Raw genomic sequence first — 16911 nt, 5'->3', positions numbered from 1 at the left:
TGTGCGGGCCGGCTCAGCCGGCAGTGTGACTCTCAGCACCCAGCCGGTAGATTAGGGGGGTGAACACGAGCCCTGAGGACTACCTGCTGCCCGGTGCCGGCACGAGCATCAACGCACTGCCGAAGATCTCCCTGCACGACCACCTCGACGGCGGCCTGCGCCCGCAGACCATCATCGAGCTGGCCGGCGCGGTCGGGCTGGCGCTGCCGGCGACGGATGCCCGATCGCTCGGCTCCTGGTTCAGCACCCAGGCCGACTCCGGCACCCTGGTCGACTACCTGAAGACTTTCGACGTCACCGTCGGCGTGATGCAGACCCGCGAGGCCCTGGTGCGCGTGGCCCGCGAATTCGTGGAGGACCTCGCCGCCGACGGCGTGATCTACGGGGAGATCCGCTGGGCCCCCGAGCAGCACCTGGCCCGCGGCCTCACCCTCGACCAGAGCGTCGAGGCGGTGCAGGAGGGCATCGAGGCCGGCATCGCGCTGGTCGCGGGTGCCGGGTCCCGCATTCGGATCGGCCAGCTGATCACGGCCATGAGACATGCCGAGCGCAGCCTGGAGATCGCGGAACTCGCCGTGCGGCATCGTTCCAACGGGGTTGTCGGCTTCGACATCGCCGGGGCCGAACTGGGGTTCCCGGCCCACCACCACCGGGACGCGTTCGACTTCCTCGCGAAGGCCTTCCTGCCCGTCACCGTGCATGCGGGCGAGGCTGACGGGTTGGAGAGCATCCGCGGGGCACTTTACGACGGCCGGGCATTGCGCCTGGGCCACGGCGTACGTCTCGCCGAGGAAATCGTGATCGGCCGCGAAGACGCGGAGAACACCTACGTCACGCTCGGCCCGGTGGCGCAGTGGGTGCGCGACCGCGACATCGCCCTCGAGCTCAGCCCGTCGTCCAACCTGCAGACCGGCGCAATCGCCGCGTGGGGCGCGGACCTGCTCGACCACCCCTTCGACCTGCTCTACCAGCTGGGCTTCCGGGTCACGGTCAACACCGACAACCGCCTGATGAGCAGCACCACCCTGACCCAGGAACTCGCGCTGCTCAGCGATGCGTTCGGCTACGACATCGACGACCTCGAGGTCTTCCAGCTCAACGCGGCGCAGGCCGCGTTCCTTCCGCTCGACGAACGCGAAGAGCTGGCGGACGCCATCGTCGCCGGTTTCGAAAGCGCCTGAGCGACTCGCGAAAGCCGACCTCCTACCCCGTGAAAGTTCCCATGCCCCTTCCGCCCCTGCCCCTCGAAGCCATCGCGATCGGCGTCCACGTCGACGACTGGCGCGGCGCGGTGGCCGCCGCCGGTGACGCCCTCGAGCGCTCCGGCGCCACCGCCCCCGAATACACGAAGCGCATGATCGCCGTCATCGAGGAATTCGGTGCCTACGTGGTCATCGCCCCCGGGCTGGCGCTCGCGCACGCCCGACCCGGACCCGATGTGCACACCGAGGGTCTCAGCATCGTGACCCTGGCCGACCCGGTCGCGTTCGGACATCCGCACAACGACCCGGTCAGCGTGGTGCTCGGGCTCGCCGTCACCAGCTCCGACGAGCACGTGCTGCTCGTGGCCGAGTTGGCCAACGTCTTCAACGACGCGCACGTCATCCCCTCGCTCGCCGCGGCCACGGATGCCGACGCCATCCGCGCCCTGCTCGGCGTGCCGACCGCAACAGAGGAGCCCTCATGAAGATCGTCGCACTCTGCGGGGTGGGAGTGGGAACCTCCGCCATCCTCAAAATCAACGCCGAGCGCGCGCTCAAACGCCTCGATATCGAAGCCTTCGTCACGGCCACCGACATCGCCGGGGTGAGCACGGTCGGGGCGGATGCCCAGGTCATCCTGACCTCGTCGGAGCTGGTCGACGCCATCGGCAAGACCAATGCCGATATCGTCGTGATCGACAACTACTTCGATGTGGACGAGCTCACCGCCAAGCTGGAGACCGCCCTGGGCTGACGCCCTCGCGGCGGTGCGCTGCAGCTGCGCCGTTGCGCGCGAGGCACGCCGCCCGCGCAACGGCGCAACACCCGTGCGCCGTGCGAACGGATGCTGCACCGCGCTTCGCGGGGCTACGCGATCAGGTCGCGCATGCCCCGGTCGAGCTCCGCGAGGGTTGCCTCGGCGGCGGCCCGGCGTTCGGCGACCGTGCCGACGGAACTGCTGGTGTCGAGGTAGACCTTGAGCTTGGGCTCGGTGCCGCTCGGGCGCACCATGACGCGGGAGCCGTCGGCCAGCCGGATGCGCAGCACGTCGCTGGGCGGCAGGCCGTTGAAGCCCCCGGAGAGGTCGTCGATGTGGTCGACGGCGATGCTGCCGACGAAGACCGGGGGTGTCTCGCGCAGCCGCGCCATGACCTGCTCGATCTCGGTCAGGTCGGTGACGCGCACCGAGATCTGGCCGGAGGCGAAGTGGCCGAAGCGTTCGCTGAAACGGTCGAGGTGCTGGGCGAGGGTGACGCCCTCCGCCTTCAGATTGCTGACCAGGGAGAGCAGCGCCACGGCGGCGGAGATGCCGTCTTTGTCGCGCACGGTCTCGGGGTTCACGAGGTAGCCGAGGGCCTCCTCGAAGCCGAAGATCAGGTCGGGCGCGCGCGACACCCACTTGAAGCCGGTGAGGGTGTCGGTGAACCGCAGCCCGTAAGCCTTCGCCACGGCCTCCAGCGCCGGGGTGGAGACGATGGAGCACGCGAGGGTGCCGGTGGCGCCGCCGTCACCGGTGACGCTCGCGGCCAGTTCCGCGGCTCGCCAGCCGAGGATCGCCCCGACCTCGTTGCCGCTGAGGCGCCGGTACCCGTCGGGGGACCCCTCTTGCGGGATGGCGATCGCAAGGCGGTCGGCGTCGGGGTCGTTGGCGATGATCAGCTCGGCGCCGGTCTCACGGGCCGTCTCGTAGGCGAGGTCCATCGCGCCGGGTTCTTCGGGGTTGGGGAAGGAGACCGTGGGGAAGGCGGCATCCGGGGCGATCTGGGCGTCGACGAGCGTGGGAAGGTCGAAGCCGGCGGCTTGAAGCACCCGGCGGGTGGTGTCCCAGCCGACGCCGTGCAGGGCCGTGTAAACCGTGTTGACCTGCGCGAGGGGCCGGCGGGCAAGACCTGCCGTCGCGTCGATGTAGGCCTGCACGATCGACTCGGGCGCCGTCTCGTAGGGTGCCCGGGGCAGGTCGGGAACCCGTTCCTCCGCGGCGACGCGTAGGATCTCGGCCGCGATCGCGGCGTCGTCGGGCGAAACGATCTGGGAGCCTTGGTTGGCGCCGCCCAGGTAGACCTTGTAGCCGTTGTCGTTGGGCGGGTTGTGCGAGGCGGTGACCATGATGCCCGCGCCGACGTCGAGGTGGCGCACAGCAAACGCGAGCACGGGGGTCGGTAGTAAACGGGGGAGCAGGATGGCGCGTACCCCTGCACCGGCCATGATCGCGGCCGAGTCAGTGGCGAAGACCTGCGAGTTCTTGCGCCCGTCATAGCCGATGACGACCGAGGGGACCCGGCCCGGGGCGGCGTTCTTCGTCAGGAACGCGGCGAGGCCGGCGGCTGCCTGGCAGACGAGTACGCGGTTCATCCGGTTGGAGCCTGCGGCGATGGCGCCGCGCAGACCCGCCGTGCCGAAGGCGAGGCGCTCGTCGAAGCGGGCGTGCAGCTCCGCGAGTGCGACGGCGTCGCCGTCGCCGGCCCCGCGCAGCAGGAGGCGCAGCTCGGCCTGGGTCTCGGGATCGGGGTCCTGGCTGAGCCAGGCATTGGCCACGGCGATCACGGTCGGCGTGGCAGCCGCGGCCGGAGCGGAGTCGGTGCCGGTCTCGCTGCCGCTCACGGCATCCGTGCTGGTGCCGGTGCCTGTGTCGTCGTCGGCGCCGATGGTGTTGATGACCATCGTGTCGGGCAGGACTGTTTCGGTGGCGCCGGTGCCGGTGGCGGCATCGGCACCGGCAGCGGACGCGGGAGCAGCGTCGGCGGCGGCGGAATGCCGGCCGGTGATCTGCGGGTCGGTATTGTCGAGGCTCACAGTGCGGCCACGATCCGGGCGAGGAGCGCGCTGATGACGGGCTCGGCGAGCTTTCCGGCCTCGAGCACCTCCGAGTGGCTGAGCGGGTCCTGCTGGATTCCGGCCGCGAGGTTGGTGATCAGCGACAGACCGAGGATCTCCATGCCCGACTGGCGGGCGGCGATCGCCTCGAGGGCGGTCGACATGCCGACGATGTGGCCGCCGATGACCTTGGCCATCTGCACCTCGGCCGGCGTCTCGTAGTGCGGGCCGCGGAACTGGCAGTACACGCCCTCGTCGAGCGATGGGTCGATGGTGCGGGCCAGGTCGCGCAGGCGGCGCGAGTAGAGGTCGGTCAGGTCGACGAACGTCGCGCCCTCGAGGGGCGAGTCGGCGGTGAGGTTGATATGGTCGCTGATCAGCACGGGGGTGCCGGCTTTCCAGGTCTCCCGGATGCCGCCGGCACCGTTGGTGAGGATCATGGTCGTCGCGCCGGTGGCGGCGGCGGTGCGCACGCTGTGCACGACCCGGCGCACGCCGTGGCCTTCGTAATAGTGCGTGCGGGCGCCGATGAGGAGGGCGCGCTTGCCGCTGGGCAGCAGCACCGAGCGCAGAGTGCCGGCGTGGCCGGCCAGGGCGGGTGCACTGAAACCGGTGATGTACTGCGCGTCGAGGGTGTGCGTGGTCTCGCCGATGAGATCGGCGGCCTTGCCCCATCCGCTGCCCAGGGTCAGGGCGATGTCGTGGCGGGCTACGCCCGTGGCTTCGGCGATTTCAGAAGCGGCGGTCCGTGCAACATCAAACGGATCGGTTTCTGGCGCGTCGAGCAAGTTATTGTCGGTCTTCAGCATCCCCCTACTCTAATTGCCCGCCGATTTCGGGACCGTTCCCTTGTTCAATTCGACGGAGATTTTGGGATTTCACGGCGAAAAAGGGGCCTGAACGTCAATTTTGGGCAGAATCTCCGTCGAATTGGTTCGTCGACGGGGGAGCGGAGCCCCGGGGTTTGGCGGCGGGCGCGCCGGGGCAGGAGAATATGAGCATGGCCTACGACTTCGAACGCAAGCAGCGCATCGCTATCCTCGGCGGAGGCCCCGGCGGGTACGAGGCCGCCCTGGCCGGCGCTCAGCAGGGCGCCGAGGTCACCCTGATCGAGCGTGTCGGCGTCGGCGGTTCGGCCGTGATCACGGACGTCGTCCCGTCCAAGTCCCTCATCGCGACGGCCGAGGCCACCAACTCGATCCACGACGCGACCGAGCTCGGCGTACAGCTGTTCGTGCGCGGCGAAAAAGGCAAGCCGGCCCGCCCCGAGGTGGCCATCAACCTCGCCGCGGTCAACAAGCGGCTCCTGGCACTGGCCCGCCAGCAGTCCGAAGACATGAAGTCCACCCTGATGCGCGCCGGGGTCAACCTGGTGCACGGCCACGGCCGGCTAGACGGTACCAGCGGCGTGATCGTGTCCACGGCCGAAGACGGCTCCGGCACGGACTTCGACCGGATCGAGGCCGACACGATCGTCGTCTCCGTCGGGGCAACCCCGCGCATCCTGCCCACCGCGCTCCCCGACGGCGAGCGCATCCTCACCTGGACGCAGCTCTACAACCTGCGGGCCGTACCCGAACACCTCATCGTCGTGGGCTCCGGGGTGACCGGGGCCGAATTCGCCTCCGCCTACCGCGCCCTCGGTGCCAAGGTCACCCTGATTTCCAGCCGCGACCGCGTGCTGCCCGGTGAGGACGCCGACGCCGCGAACGTGGTCGAGAACGTATTCAAGCGCAACGGCATGGTCGTGCTCAGCAAGTCCCGCGCCGAGTCCGTCGTGCGCACGGTGGGTGGAGTGCTGGCCACGCTGGCCGACGGCCGAACCGTCGAGGGTAGCCACTGCCTGATCGCGGTCGGGTCCGTGCCGAACACGAAGGGCCTCGGCCTCAAGGAAGCCGACGTGCAGCTCACCGACTCCGGTCACATCCGGGTGAACCGGGTCGCGCGCACGTCGATGCCGAACATCTACGCGGCCGGGGACTGCACGACCGAGCTGCCGCTGGCATCCGTCGCCTCGATGATGGGCCGCACGGCCGTGTTCCACGCCATGGGCGACGCGGTCAACCCGATCGAGATTCGCAACGTCGCGGCCAACATCTTCACGCAGCCGGAGATCGCCACGGTCGGCTGGACCCAGAAGCAGATCGAGGACGGCCTCACTCGCGGCAGCATCTACAAGCTCCCGCTCGCTTCGAACCCTCGGGCCAAGATGATGGGCATCAAGGACGGCTTCGTGAAGCTGTTCGCCACCACCACCACCGGCACCGTCATCGGCGGCGTGATCGTGGCCCCTAAGGCCAGCGAACTGATCTTCCCGCTCGCCCTGGCCGTGGAGCACCGGCTCACCGTCGACGAGGTCGCACGAGCGTTCCCGGTCTACCCGTCGCTGACGCATTCGATCACGGATGCCGCCCGCGCCATGCACATCGTGCTCTGACGCCTTCGAGAGACACCACAAACGAAAGAAAAGACAACGCCCTCGTTCTTGGAACGAGGGCGTTGACGTGTCAGCCGGTGACGCGGGTCAGGCGTCCACGGCTTCCACGGCGTCCACGGCTTCCACGGCGTCCATGACGGCCATCAGCAGGAAGCCAGAGGCCACGGTCGCGCCGATGATCGCCCCCACGTTGCCGACGATGCCGTCCTTGTGGGCGGTCAGTGGTTGCTCCATCTTCATGGCCTCCAGCACCAGCAGCAGATCACCCTTGACGACGAGGTCGCCCTCGGCCACGGCCAGCTTCACGATGGTCGCCTGCATCGGGGCGTGTACGGCGTCGCCGGTGGCCGAGCTGACGGAGGGGGAGCCGCCGCGCCGACGGGGTGCCGGGCCGGCCGTGTTCTCGGAGGCGGCGCCGGGCAGCAGGCGGACCGGCAGACTGACCTCGATCCGTCGCCCCTCCACCTCGACGACGACGTTGTGGCGCTTAGCGGGGCCGGTCAGCACTTCCGGCGAGCCGTTCCACGGCTCGATGTCGTTGACGAACTCGGTTTCGATCCACCGGGTGAAGATCGTGAACGGCTCACCGTCGGCAGGGGCGAACGCGGGGTCGCGCACGATCCGGCGGTGGAACGGCAGCACGGTGGGGAGACCCGCGACCTCGAACTCGTCCAGGGCCCGGCGGGAACGCTCGAGCGCTTCCTCGCGGGTGGCGCCGGTGACGATGAGCTTTGCGAGAAGGGAGTCGAACGAACCCGAGATGACGTCGCCGGCGGTGACGCCGCTGTCCACGCGCACCCCGGGGCCCCCGGAGGGCTTGAAGACGTGCACGGGGCCGGGGGCCGGCATGAAGCCGCGGCCGGCATCCTCGCCGTTGATGCGGAACTCGAAGGAGTGTCCGATCGGCTCCGGGTCGGGGTAGTCGAGGCGACCGCCCTCGGCCAGGCGGAACTGCTCGCGCACCAAATCGATTCCGGTCACTTCCTCGGACACGGGATGCTCGACCTGCAGCCGGGTGTTGACCTCCAGGAACGAGACGGTGCCGTCCTGGCCGATCAGGAACTCGCAGGTGCCGGCGCCCACGTAGCCGACCTCGGCGAGGATCGCCTTGGACGCGCGATACATCTCGTTACGCTGCGCGTCGGTCAGGAACGGCGCGGGGGCCTCCTCGACCAGCTTCTGGTGGCGGCGCTGCAGGGAACAATCGCGGGTGGAGACGACAACGACCGTACCGGATGCGTCGGCGAGGCACTGGGTCTCGACGTGGCGCGGCTTGTCCAGGTACTTTTCAACGAAGCATTCGCCCCGACCGAACGCGGCAATGGCCTCGCGGGTGGCGGAGTCGAAGAGCTCGGGCACCTCCTCGCGGGTGCGGGCGACCTTGAGGCCGCGACCGCCGCCGCCGAAGGCCGCCTTGATCGCGACCGGCAGGCCGTGGAGGTCGACGAAATCGAGCACCTCCGCGGCATCCGCCACCGGGTTGAGGGTGCCGGGCGCCATCGGCGCATGCACCTTCTCGGCGACGTGCCGTGCGGAGACCTTGTCGCCGAGCTTCTCGATGGCGTCGGGGGAGGGGCCGATCCAAATCAGGCCGGCCCCGATCACGGCGCGGGCGAAGTCGGCGTTCTCGGCGAGGAACCCGTAGCCGGGGTGCACGGCATCGGCGCCGGACCGTCGGGCCACGGAGAGCAGCTTTTCGATGACGAGGTAGGTGTCGGCGCTCGTGGTTCCGTCGAGACCGTAGGCCTCGTCGGCCAGATGCGAATGCATCGAGTCGCGATCCTGGTCAGCGTAGACGGCAACCGAGGCAATGCCGCTGTCTTTTGCGGCTCGGATCACCCGGACGGCGATTTCGCCCCGGTTTGCGATGAGGACCTTCGTTATTGGGGGCACAGTGCCCTAGCTTATGGGGCAGAGCGACCGGGTTTTTGGTTCTCTCCCACAAAAAGAGGCCGGAGAAAGGTGCGGATGCCTACAAACAACCTCGAAAACCAGCAATCTGTCAGTTGTCGGTGCGGTTCCACAGGCTCGGCCACGCGTGCCCGAGACCGGTCACCAGCCGGCGCAGCGTCGGCAGCGAGAGCCCGACGACGGTGGACGGATCCCCGCTGATGTGGGTGATGAACGGCGCCCCTAGACTGTCAATGGTGAAGGCCCCGGCCACGAGCAGAGGCTCGCCGGTGGCGATATAGGCGTCCAGCTCCGCATCCTCGATGTCGTCGGCGAAGGTGACGTCCGCGACGGCGACGGCGCCGACACCGCGCCCGGCCACGCCGGCCGAGTGGTCGATCAGCCAATGGCCCGAATACAGCTGCCCGGTTCGGCCGCGCTGCAGGTGCCAGCGTTCCCGCGCCTTCTCGGCGGTGTGCGGCTTGCCGTAGATGACGTCGTCGATCACGAAGACCGAGTCGCCGCCGAGCACGAGGCCGTCGGTGATGTCGCCGCTGTCGGTCAACACGCGGGACACGGCCTCCGCCTTGGCCCGCGCCAGCAGCTCCACGACCCGGTGGGGAGTCAGCGGTCCGCCGCCCGACCGGGCCGCGTCGGCGGCGACCACGTCCTCGTCGACGTCGGGCGCAACTGTGACAGGTTCGATCCCCGCGGTGCGCAGCAGCATCAGCCGGGCCGGAGACGTGGACGCCAGGTACAAGCGCATGGGTTTCCTTCGGTGGGGGTGCACGTGGTGTGGGATCATCGGAGGATGGGCTCCAGCAATGACATTCAGGCAGATTCGAACGGGCACTCCGCAGAAGTGGGCACGGAACTCGAACTCGACGTCACCAACGTAGCCCACGGCGGCATCTTCATCGCCCGGCACGAGGGCCGCGTGGTCTTCGTGAGTGACACACTGCCGGGGGAGCGCGTGCGCGCCCGGCTGACCTCGGCCAGCCACAAAAGCTTCTGGCGGGCGGAGACCGTCGAAGTGCTCACCCCGGCACCGGAGCGTCAGCCGCACATTTGGGCCGCCGCCGCCCTCGACCGCGACCCCGTCGACCGCGCCGGCGGCGCCGAGTTCGGCCACATCGAGCTCGGTTTCCAGCGCGAGCTGAAGCGCCAGGTTTTGGCTGACGCCTTGAAACGGATGGCCGGTATCGAGTCCGAGGTCATGGTCGAGCCGGTCCCGGTCGGCCCCAACGCCTCGCCCGGCGACGCCGCCGACGGCACCGGCTGGCGCACGCGCGTGCGCCTGCACGTGGACGAGGACGGCTCTGTCGGCCCTTATGCCGCCCGCTCGCACCGGGTGATCCCGGTCGGCGACCTGCCGCTGGCCGACCGCCTGCTCGAGGCGGCCGCGCCGCTGGACAAAATGTTTCCCGGCGCCGCATCCGTCGACATCGTCGCCCCGAGCCTGGGCACCGTGCAGATCCTGGTGGCGGAGCAGGACGACAAGGGCCGACGCCGGCACACCCCGAAAACGCTGATCCGCGAGGTTGTGGGCGAGCGCGAGTTCCGCCTCGACGCCGCTGGGTTCTGGCAGGTGCACACCAGCGCCGCCGAGACCCTCTACCGCGCGGTGCAGGACATCATCGACGCGGACGCCTTCGACCCCCGGGCCGCGAACCTGGACCTCTACGGCGGGGTCGGCCTGCTCGCCGCCGCCGTGGGCGACCGGTTCGGCAGCACGGTGCGCATGACCAGCGTCGAGAGCGACCCGCAGGCCACGGACTTCGCGGCTGAGAACCTCGCCGAATGGGTGGGGGCCAGCGTGCAGACCTCCCGCGTCGACCGGTTCCTGAACGCGCTCGTGCGCGATTCGAGCTCCGCCGAGAAGGCTCGCCAGTCGGCCGCCACGGTGATCCTCGACCCGCCACGCTCCGGCGCCGGCAAGGAGGTCATCGACCTGCTCGGCGCCGTGGAACCGGCCCAGATCGTCTACGTGGCCTGTGACCCCGTCGCCCTGGCCCGCGACATCGCCCTCCTCGCCGGTCACGGGTACATCCTGCGCCGGCTGCGTGCCTTCGACCTTTTCCCCAATACCCACCATGTCGAAGCCGTCGCGCTCCTGTCCCGGTAGCTATCGTTGACCTGTACGACAACGTGAGGATGTAGGAACCGTGAACCAGCCAGCAACACCTCTCCCCTCGGCCCCGGGAATTCCCGGCGCCCTCGAACTCGGCCATCCCGTGCGGGTGGGCATCGCCGACGATCACGAGTCGGTGCGCCTGGGCATCAAGGCGGCCTGTGAGAACGTCGGCTACGAGGTCGTCTTCACCGCGCCCACCGTGCAGGAGCTCGTGAACGGCATCGACGGCCGCGCCGTAGACGTCATCGTGTTGGATCTGTCGCTGGGCGATGGATCCCGCGTCACCGACAATGTGCACCGTGCCCAGAGCACGGGCGCGTCGGTCCTCGTGCACAGCATCGCCGATCGGGTCGCCCTGGTGCGCGAGGCGCTTGCCGCGGGCGCGGCCGGCGTCATCCCCAAATCGTCCCCCACCACCACGGTCATGGCGGCCGTCGCATCCGTGGCCCGCGGCGACGTTCTCAACAACCTCGAGTGGGCCACGGCCATCGACGCCGACCGCGACTTCGCCAAGGCCCAGCTCGGCCGGCGCGAACGTGACGTGCTGCACCTCTACGCGTCGGGGCTCCCCCTCAAAATGGTGGCGATGCAGCTTGGCATCGCGCACTCGACCGCCCGTGAGTACCTCGACCGGATCCGGGTGAAATACGTGGAGGTCGGCCGTCCGGCACCCACCAAGGTGGACCTGCTCCGGCGCGCCGTCGAAGACGGAATCCTGCCGGGCCTCGACCCGGATGGCGGAGATGCCCGCGGGTAAGCCCGCGGGCTCCGGCCCTCTGGGCTCCACCGCGGCGCACACGGACGCCGAGCTGCTCGATTCCGACCCGATCGTGGGGCCCAAACAGCCGCGCAACCCGATCAGCCGCACCCGGATCGAAGTCGTGGCCTCGCGTTCCGTCGCCGGCGTCGGCGTGGTCTTCGCCCTCCAGGCGATGCCGATCATGCTCGCGCAGGCCCCGGTGCGGGTGCCGGTGATGGGTTTGCTCGCGCCGCTGCTGCTCGGTCTGTCGCTGGCGGCGGTCGTGGTGGCCGCCGTGACCAAGGTCGGGGTGCGGGCATCCGCCGGAACCGTGGCGATGCTCTATCTGGCGGCGCTCCTGGCCTGGCCCATGCTGATGCGTGACCCCGCGGCCGTGCTCGACGGCAAACCGTGGCTCTGGTACATGTGCACCATCGCAACGGCCTGCGCCGCTCTGGCCTTCCCGGTGTTCTGGGCCGTCATCTACACGGTGGTCGTGCCGATCGTCTACGGCGTGGTGCGGTCGACACCGTCCGGCGGCGATGCCGATGTTCTTCTGTCGTCTCTGGACACGGTCTACGCGATAATCCTCGGCCAGGTCATCCTGATCATCATCTTCATGCTGCGGCAGACGGCCCTCGCGGTCGACAACGCGCAGACCAACGCGCTGCACCAGTATGGGAACGCCGTGCGGCAGCACGCGACGGAGGTCGAGCGCGTGCAGGTCGACTCGATCGTGCACGACAGCGTGCTGGCCACGTTCCTCGCCGCGGCCGCGGCCGGCAGCCCGAAGGCGGCCGAGCTGGCCTCCGGCATGGCCTCTGATGCCCTCACCCGGCTCAACGACGCCGCCATCGTGCCTGCCGGTGACGACAGCACGGTTGCCTTCAGCGAGCTCAGTGCACAGATCCGGGCCGCCGCCGACCGGCTGCCGGTGCCGTTCACCGTCGACGAGTGCGAGATCGACGGGTTGCGCCTCCCGGTCCACGCGAGCGAGGCGATCCTCGCCGCGAGCATGCAAGCCATGGTGAACAGCGCCCAGCACGCCGGCACGCCGAGCTTCGAGCCCGACCGCGCCCTCACGATGAGCGGGAACGCCCGGGGGGGCTGCACCATCACGATCGCCGACACCGGCGTGGGCTTCGACCCGGAGCTTGTGCCGGCGGAACGGCTCGGACTGCGCATCTCGATCCAGGACCGGGTGGCCAGCGCCGGCGGATCCGTGCGCGTGCGCGCCGGGGTGGGCCGCGGAACGACGATCACCATCGAATGGCCGCCGGCCCAGGAAGGAGGTTCCGAGTGATCACCGTTCCGCGCGGACTCGTGCTCTCCCTGGCCGCAATGTTCTCCGCCTACCACATCGTGCTCGGCTTCTACTCGCTGGGCCAACCGCGCAGCCCGGTGCCGGCGATCCTGGCGCTGCTCGTCTACGGTGTGGCGACCGTGCTCAGCCTCTGGCCGACGAGCCCGATGCGGATGCCGGTGTGGCTGGCGTTCTTCAACGTCGCTGTTTGTGCGATGCTCCCGCTGCTCGTGGGGAGCCAGCTCGACGGCTCCGTCGACAACGGCTACGCCACCTGGAATGTCGCGGCCGTGGGCACCCTGATGACTATTACCGCCACCCGCCGGCGCCCAGGCCTGGCCTGGGTCGGCGCCGCGACGCTGGTCGTGCACACGATTTTCTGGGCTGGCCCGGCGGCCCTGGGCTCCATGGGCGTCATCGGCAGTGTGGTCTGGGTCGCGGTCGCGGTCATCCTGGCGCGGGCGCTGGCCAAGGCAGGCCGCGACGCCCGGCAGTACGCCCTGGCCGAGCAGGAGGCCACCGAGTGGCAGGCCGCCCAGGACGCGCACCTCTACGAGCGCCAGGTGCGGCTCGCCCAGACCATCCGGCTTGCGGCCCCGATGCTGCGCCGGATCATCGACCAGGGCGGGGTGCTGAACGACGAGCAGCGTCAGGAGTCCCGCTACCTGGAGGCGGCTGTGCGGGACGAGATCCGCGGACGGAAGCTGCTCAATGACGCCGTGCGTGACGCGATCATGGCCGCGCGTCGCCGCGGCGCCATCGTCACCCTGCTCGACGAGGGCAGTATCGACGACATCCGCGGCGCGGAGCTGGAATCGGTGCTCAACACTCTGGCGACCGCGATCGACTCCACCCTGGCGGACACGATCATCGCCCGGACCGCCGGCGACGGGTCCGCGACCGCGGTCACCGTGGTGGGTCTCAGCAGCGCAGACGCGAAGCTGAGCGCCCTCGGCCAGGAGTCACCGGAGCCTGAGGTGCACCTGTGGCTGGAGATCCCGCGCAACCCGGTCCTGACGTCCTCCGGCCCGGGCTAGCTGGTCAGCACGCGGAACACCGTGCGCCGAGCGCACACCAATTCGACGGAGATTTTCGTCTGCAACCACTTTTTCGGAGTGTTTGGGGCCGTTTTCCTCAAAATCTCCGTCGAATTCGTTCGAGACGGGGTTACACCCGGGCCACGCCGGGGCCACGCCGGGGCCACGCCGGCAAATGCGAAAGGGACCAACCGTGGTTGATCCCTTTCGACTATCGTGCCAGGGCGACAACCCGAATGTCACCCTGACGCGCCCCCAAAACCCGACTGCTTACCCTAGTCGACGGGCTTTAGTCGTGAACTCTTAAGAGCATCACCGAGCAATGCCAATACTGGTCGAACCGGTTCGGTAAAAAAAGTCGGCATTTAGGGGGACCGGGAGCGCCCGACGGTTGGGAACCGAAGGGTCAGGCCGAGAATCCGCGCCAGCGGCCTGCGCCGGGGGTCAGAGCCACCCGGACACTGCGCTGGCTGCGCTGCCACGCGCTCTGGCCGCGCACCGGCGCCTGGCGCAGGTTGTCGCCCTCCTCGCGCACCAGGCCGTGCAGCACGGCCGACACGGCGGCCGCCTCGGTGGGGGAGACGCCGCGGGTCAGGAAACGCAGCCCGGGCACCGGGGGAACCTCGGGCGACGCAGACTCGGTCTCCTCGGCTGAGCTCGGGGCGCTCGGGGCGCTCGTAACATTCGATGAATCGGTCATAGCACCCGCCTACAGCGGAATGTTCCCGTGCTTCTTGGGCGGCAGACTCGCTCGCTTGGTGCGCAGGGCGCGCAGGGCCTTGGTCACCGCGACGCGGGTCGTGGCCGGCTCGATGATGCCGTCCAGTTCGCCGCGCTCGGCCGCCAGGAACGGACTCGCCACGTTGTAGGTGTACTCGTTGGCCAGCCGGGTGCGCACGGCGGCAACATCCTCCTCGGCTGCTTCGGCCTTCTTGATCTCGGCACGGTACAGGATGTTCACGGCGCCTTGGCCGCCCATCACGGCGATCTCCGCGGTCGGCCAGGCCAGGTTGATGTCCGCGCCGAGCTGCTTGGAGCCCATCACGATGTACGCGCCGCCGTAGGCCTTGCGCAGGATGACGGTGACCAGAGGCACGGTCGCCTCCGCGTAGGCGTAGAGCAGCTTGGCGCCGCGGCGGATGATTCCGGTCCACTCCTGGTCGGTGCCGGGAAGGAAGCCCGGCACGTCGACCAGGGTGAGGATAGGAATCGAGAACGCGTCGCAGAAACGCACAAACCGGGCGGCCTTCTCGCCGGCCGGAATGTTCAGCGTGCCGGCCATGGCGTTGGGCTGGTTGGCGACGATGCCGATCGAGCGTCCCTCGACGCGGGCGAAGCCGACGACGATGTTCGGGGCGAACAACGGCTGCGTCTCGAGGAAGTCGCCGTGGTCGACGATGTGCTCGATCACGGTCTTCACGTCATAGGGCTGGTGCGCGGAATCGGGGATGATCGTGTTCAAGTTCCGGTCGCCATCCGTCGTCTCGAGCTCGATGTCGCTGTCGAAGACGGGCAGGTCGGCCAGGTTATTGTCCGGCAGGAAGCTGAGCAGGGTGCGGGCGTAGTCGAGGGCGTCGGGCTCGTCGCTAGCCAGGTAGTGCGCCACACCGGAGATCGTGTTGTGCGTGAGCGCGCCGCCGAGCTCTTCCATGCCGACGTCTTCGCCCGTGACGGTCTTGATCACGTCGGGGCCGGTGACGAACATCTGGCTGGTCTTGTCGACCATGATCACGAAGTCGGTCAGGGCAGGGGAGTAGACGGCGCCGCCGGCGGCGGGGCCGCAGATGATCGAGATCTGCGGGATGACGCCTGACGCGGCCGTGTTCCGGCGGAAGATCTCGCCGTACTTGCCGAGGGCGACGACGCCCTCCTGGATGCGCGCTCCGCCGGAGTCGAGGATGCCGATGATGGGCACCCCGGTCTTGAGGGCAAGGTCCATCACCTTGATGATCTTCTCGCCGGCAACCTCGCCGAGCGAGCCGCCGAAGATGGTGAAGTCCTGCGAGTAGACGCAGACCTGGCGGCCGTGGATGGTGCCGGTGCCCGTGACGACCGCGTCGCCGTAGGGCCGCTTCTTCTCCATGCCGAATGCGTGCGTGCGGTGCCGCACGAACTCGTCGATCTCGACGAAGGAGCCCTGGTCGAGCAGCAGGTCGATGCGTTCCCGCGCGGTCATCTTGCCTTTGGCGTGCTGTTTCTCGATCGCGGCCTCGCCGCTGGCGGTCACGGCTTCGTGATAGCGCAGCTTGAGGTCGGCGAGCTTTCCAGCCGTCGTGTACAGGTCGGGGCCCGCAAGGGGCGAGTTCTCAGTCACGCGGTTCACTCTACCGGCCAGCCCCTGCTCCCGATCGTTGACGATTGTCTACAAAAACCGGCCGGTTTGCTGGTCGGGTGCGTCTGCCTTCCTGTGGCCAACTCCTGAGGATTGGCGGATTCGGGCGTGAATTGTGCCATTTGCGCTCGTATTCGCCAGAATTACAGGAGTTAGCCACAGGGAGAGAGAATCAGATGGAGTTTCCGCTCAGCCGCGAGGTCGTGCCGCGTTTCGAGTACCTGCCCGAGACCGGGTCGACGAACGACGTGCTCGTCGCCCACACTGCGGGCGAGGATGCCGCAGCCTGGCCCGACCTGTCGACGGTCGTCACCGACAACCAGACTCGCGGTCGCGGCCGACTGGGTCGCACCTGGCTCGCCCCCACCGGAAAGTCGCTCGCCATCTCGGTGCTGCTCCGCCCGAGAGCCTCGGCCGCCCCGCTCCCGATCGACCACTTCGGCTGGTTCCCCCTGCTCGCCGGAGCCGCGATGACCCGGGCCGTGCGCGCGGTCGTCGAGGCGAGCCTGGCAGCCCGGGTGGACGAACCCGGCGAGGAGGCGCCCCGGCACGAGGTCACCCTGAAATGGCCCAACGACGTGCTGATCGACGGTTACAAGGTGTCGGGCATCCTCTCGGAGCTGCTGCCCGGCGCGCAGGGGCTGGTTATCGGCGCCGGCCTGAACGTGTCCCTCGACGAGCACGACCTGCCCACGCTCACCTCGACGTCGCTGCTGCTGGTGACCGGTTCGGCCCCCGATCCGGATGCCGTGCTCGCCCGCTACCTCACCGAACTGCGGCAGCTCACCCGGGCCTTCCTCGACGCGGAGGGCGACCCGGTCCAAAGCGGGCTGTTGCGCGCGGTGACCGAAGCGTGCGGCACGCTCGGCGGGGTCGTGCGGGTGGAACTGCCCGGTGGCACCGACCTGGTCGGCACCGCTGTTGCGCTCGACCGGAGCGGCCGGCTCATCGTCGAAGACCAGGCGAGCGGCGAATTGCAGGCTGTCGCCGCCGGGGATGTCACCCACCTGCGGTATTAATAGA

At 69.0% G+C, this 16911-nt stretch carries 15 protein-coding genes; 9 read left to right on the top strand and 6 right to left on the bottom strand.

Annotated elements, in window-relative coordinates:
- Positions 1 to 59 precede the first annotated feature (59 nt).
- Genes E3N86_RS11980 through E3N86_RS11970 form a run of 3 tightly spaced genes read left to right on the top strand, consistent with a single transcriptional unit; the run spans position 60 to position 1956 of the window.
- On the top strand, positions 60 to 1181 hold the full coding sequence (locus tag E3N86_RS11980; protein WP_104100340.1) for an adenosine deaminase: 1122 nt from the start codon (positions 60 to 62) through the stop codon (positions 1179 to 1181).
- 41 nt (positions 1182 to 1222) lie between these two features.
- Positions 1223 to 1687, top strand: coding sequence for a PTS sugar transporter subunit IIA (locus tag E3N86_RS11975; protein WP_104100339.1), 465 nt, complete (start codon positions 1223 to 1225; stop codon positions 1685 to 1687).
- On the top strand, positions 1684 to 1956 hold the full coding sequence (locus E3N86_RS11970) for a PTS sugar transporter subunit IIB (protein ID WP_104100338.1): 273 nt from the start codon (positions 1684 to 1686) through the stop codon (positions 1954 to 1956). The genes E3N86_RS11975 and E3N86_RS11970 overlap by 4 nt, the downstream gene beginning before the upstream one ends.
- A gap of 113 nt (positions 1957 to 2069) precedes the next feature.
- On the opposite strand, the gene E3N86_RS11965 is transcribed toward E3N86_RS11970, so the two are convergent.
- The gene (locus E3N86_RS11965) at positions 2070 to 3863 is read right to left on the bottom strand and encodes a phospho-sugar mutase (protein ID WP_134401289.1); all 1794 of its coding nucleotides are present in this window, start codon (positions 3861 to 3863) and stop codon (positions 2070 to 2072) included.
- A 128-nt stretch (positions 3864 to 3991) separates the two neighbouring features.
- Positions 3992 to 4825 carry a purine-nucleoside phosphorylase gene (locus E3N86_RS11960; protein ID WP_104100337.1) on the bottom strand — a complete coding sequence of 278 codons (834 nt, stop codon included), beginning with the start codon at positions 4823 to 4825 and terminating at the stop codon, positions 3992 to 3994.
- 191 nt (positions 4826 to 5016) lie between these two features.
- Between E3N86_RS11960 and E3N86_RS11955 the strand changes: the two genes are divergently transcribed.
- The gene (locus E3N86_RS11955; protein ID WP_134512022.1) at positions 5017 to 6453 is read left to right on the top strand and encodes an NAD(P)H-quinone dehydrogenase; all 1437 of its coding nucleotides are present in this window, start codon (positions 5017 to 5019) and stop codon (positions 6451 to 6453) included.
- 87 nt (positions 6454 to 6540) lie between these two features.
- Here E3N86_RS11955 and E3N86_RS11950 read toward each other — a convergent pair whose 3' ends face one another.
- Both E3N86_RS11950 and E3N86_RS11945 read right to left on the bottom strand, forming a co-directional pair.
- Positions 6541 to 8346, bottom strand: coding sequence for a biotin carboxylase N-terminal domain-containing protein (locus tag E3N86_RS11950; RefSeq protein ID WP_134512021.1), 1806 nt, complete (start codon positions 8344 to 8346; stop codon positions 6541 to 6543).
- A gap of 109 nt (positions 8347 to 8455) precedes the next feature.
- Positions 8456 to 9109 carry a nucleoside triphosphate pyrophosphatase gene (locus E3N86_RS11945; RefSeq protein ID WP_104100334.1) on the bottom strand — a complete coding sequence of 218 codons (654 nt, stop codon included), beginning with the start codon at positions 9107 to 9109 and terminating at the stop codon, positions 8456 to 8458.
- A gap of 45 nt (positions 9110 to 9154) precedes the next feature.
- Here E3N86_RS11945 and E3N86_RS11940 point away from each other — a divergent pair, with 45 nt between their 5' ends.
- From E3N86_RS11940 to E3N86_RS11925, 4 genes are all read left to right on the top strand, one after another.
- On the top strand, positions 9155 to 10468 hold the full coding sequence (locus tag E3N86_RS11940) for a class I SAM-dependent RNA methyltransferase (RefSeq protein ID WP_134372277.1): 1314 nt from the start codon (positions 9155 to 9157) through the stop codon (positions 10466 to 10468).
- A gap of 79 nt (positions 10469 to 10547) precedes the next feature.
- Positions 10548 to 11234 carry a response regulator transcription factor gene (locus E3N86_RS11935; RefSeq protein WP_104100375.1) on the top strand — a complete coding sequence of 229 codons (687 nt, stop codon included), beginning with the start codon at positions 10548 to 10550 and terminating at the stop codon, positions 11232 to 11234.
- Positions 11221 to 12519, top strand: coding sequence for a sensor histidine kinase (locus E3N86_RS11930; RefSeq protein WP_134512020.1), 1299 nt, complete (start codon positions 11221 to 11223; stop codon positions 12517 to 12519). Before E3N86_RS11935 ends, E3N86_RS11930 begins: the two co-directional genes overlap by 14 nt.
- Entirely contained in the window at positions 12516 to 13556 is a 1041-nt protein-coding gene (locus tag E3N86_RS11925; protein ID WP_104171382.1) for a hypothetical protein, read from the top strand. Before E3N86_RS11930 ends, E3N86_RS11925 begins: the two co-directional genes overlap by 4 nt.
- Positions 13557 to 13962: 406 nt before the next feature.
- Here the strand turns inward: E3N86_RS11925 and E3N86_RS11920 are convergent, their stop codons facing one another.
- Complete coding sequence (locus tag E3N86_RS11920) at positions 13963 to 14256, bottom strand: acyl-CoA carboxylase epsilon subunit (protein ID WP_233191318.1); 294 nt, start codon at positions 14254 to 14256, stop codon at positions 13963 to 13965.
- 9 nt (positions 14257 to 14265) lie between these two features.
- On the bottom strand, positions 14266 to 15879 hold the full coding sequence (locus E3N86_RS11915) for an acyl-CoA carboxylase subunit beta (RefSeq protein ID WP_369827947.1): 1614 nt from the start codon (positions 15877 to 15879) through the stop codon (positions 14266 to 14268).
- A gap of 185 nt (positions 15880 to 16064) precedes the next feature.
- Between E3N86_RS11915 and E3N86_RS11910 the strand changes: the two genes are divergently transcribed.
- Entirely contained in the window at positions 16065 to 16907 is an 843-nt protein-coding gene (locus E3N86_RS11910; RefSeq protein ID WP_134415504.1) for a biotin--[acetyl-CoA-carboxylase] ligase, read from the top strand.
- Positions 16908 to 16911 lie beyond the last annotated feature (4 nt).

It is taken from the genome of Cryobacterium sp. Hz7, from assembly GCF_004402815.1.
GTDB lineage: Bacteria > Actinomycetota > Actinomycetes > Actinomycetales > Microbacteriaceae > Cryobacterium > Cryobacterium sandaracinum.
This window is presented reverse-complemented; position numbering and strand designations above follow the sequence as displayed.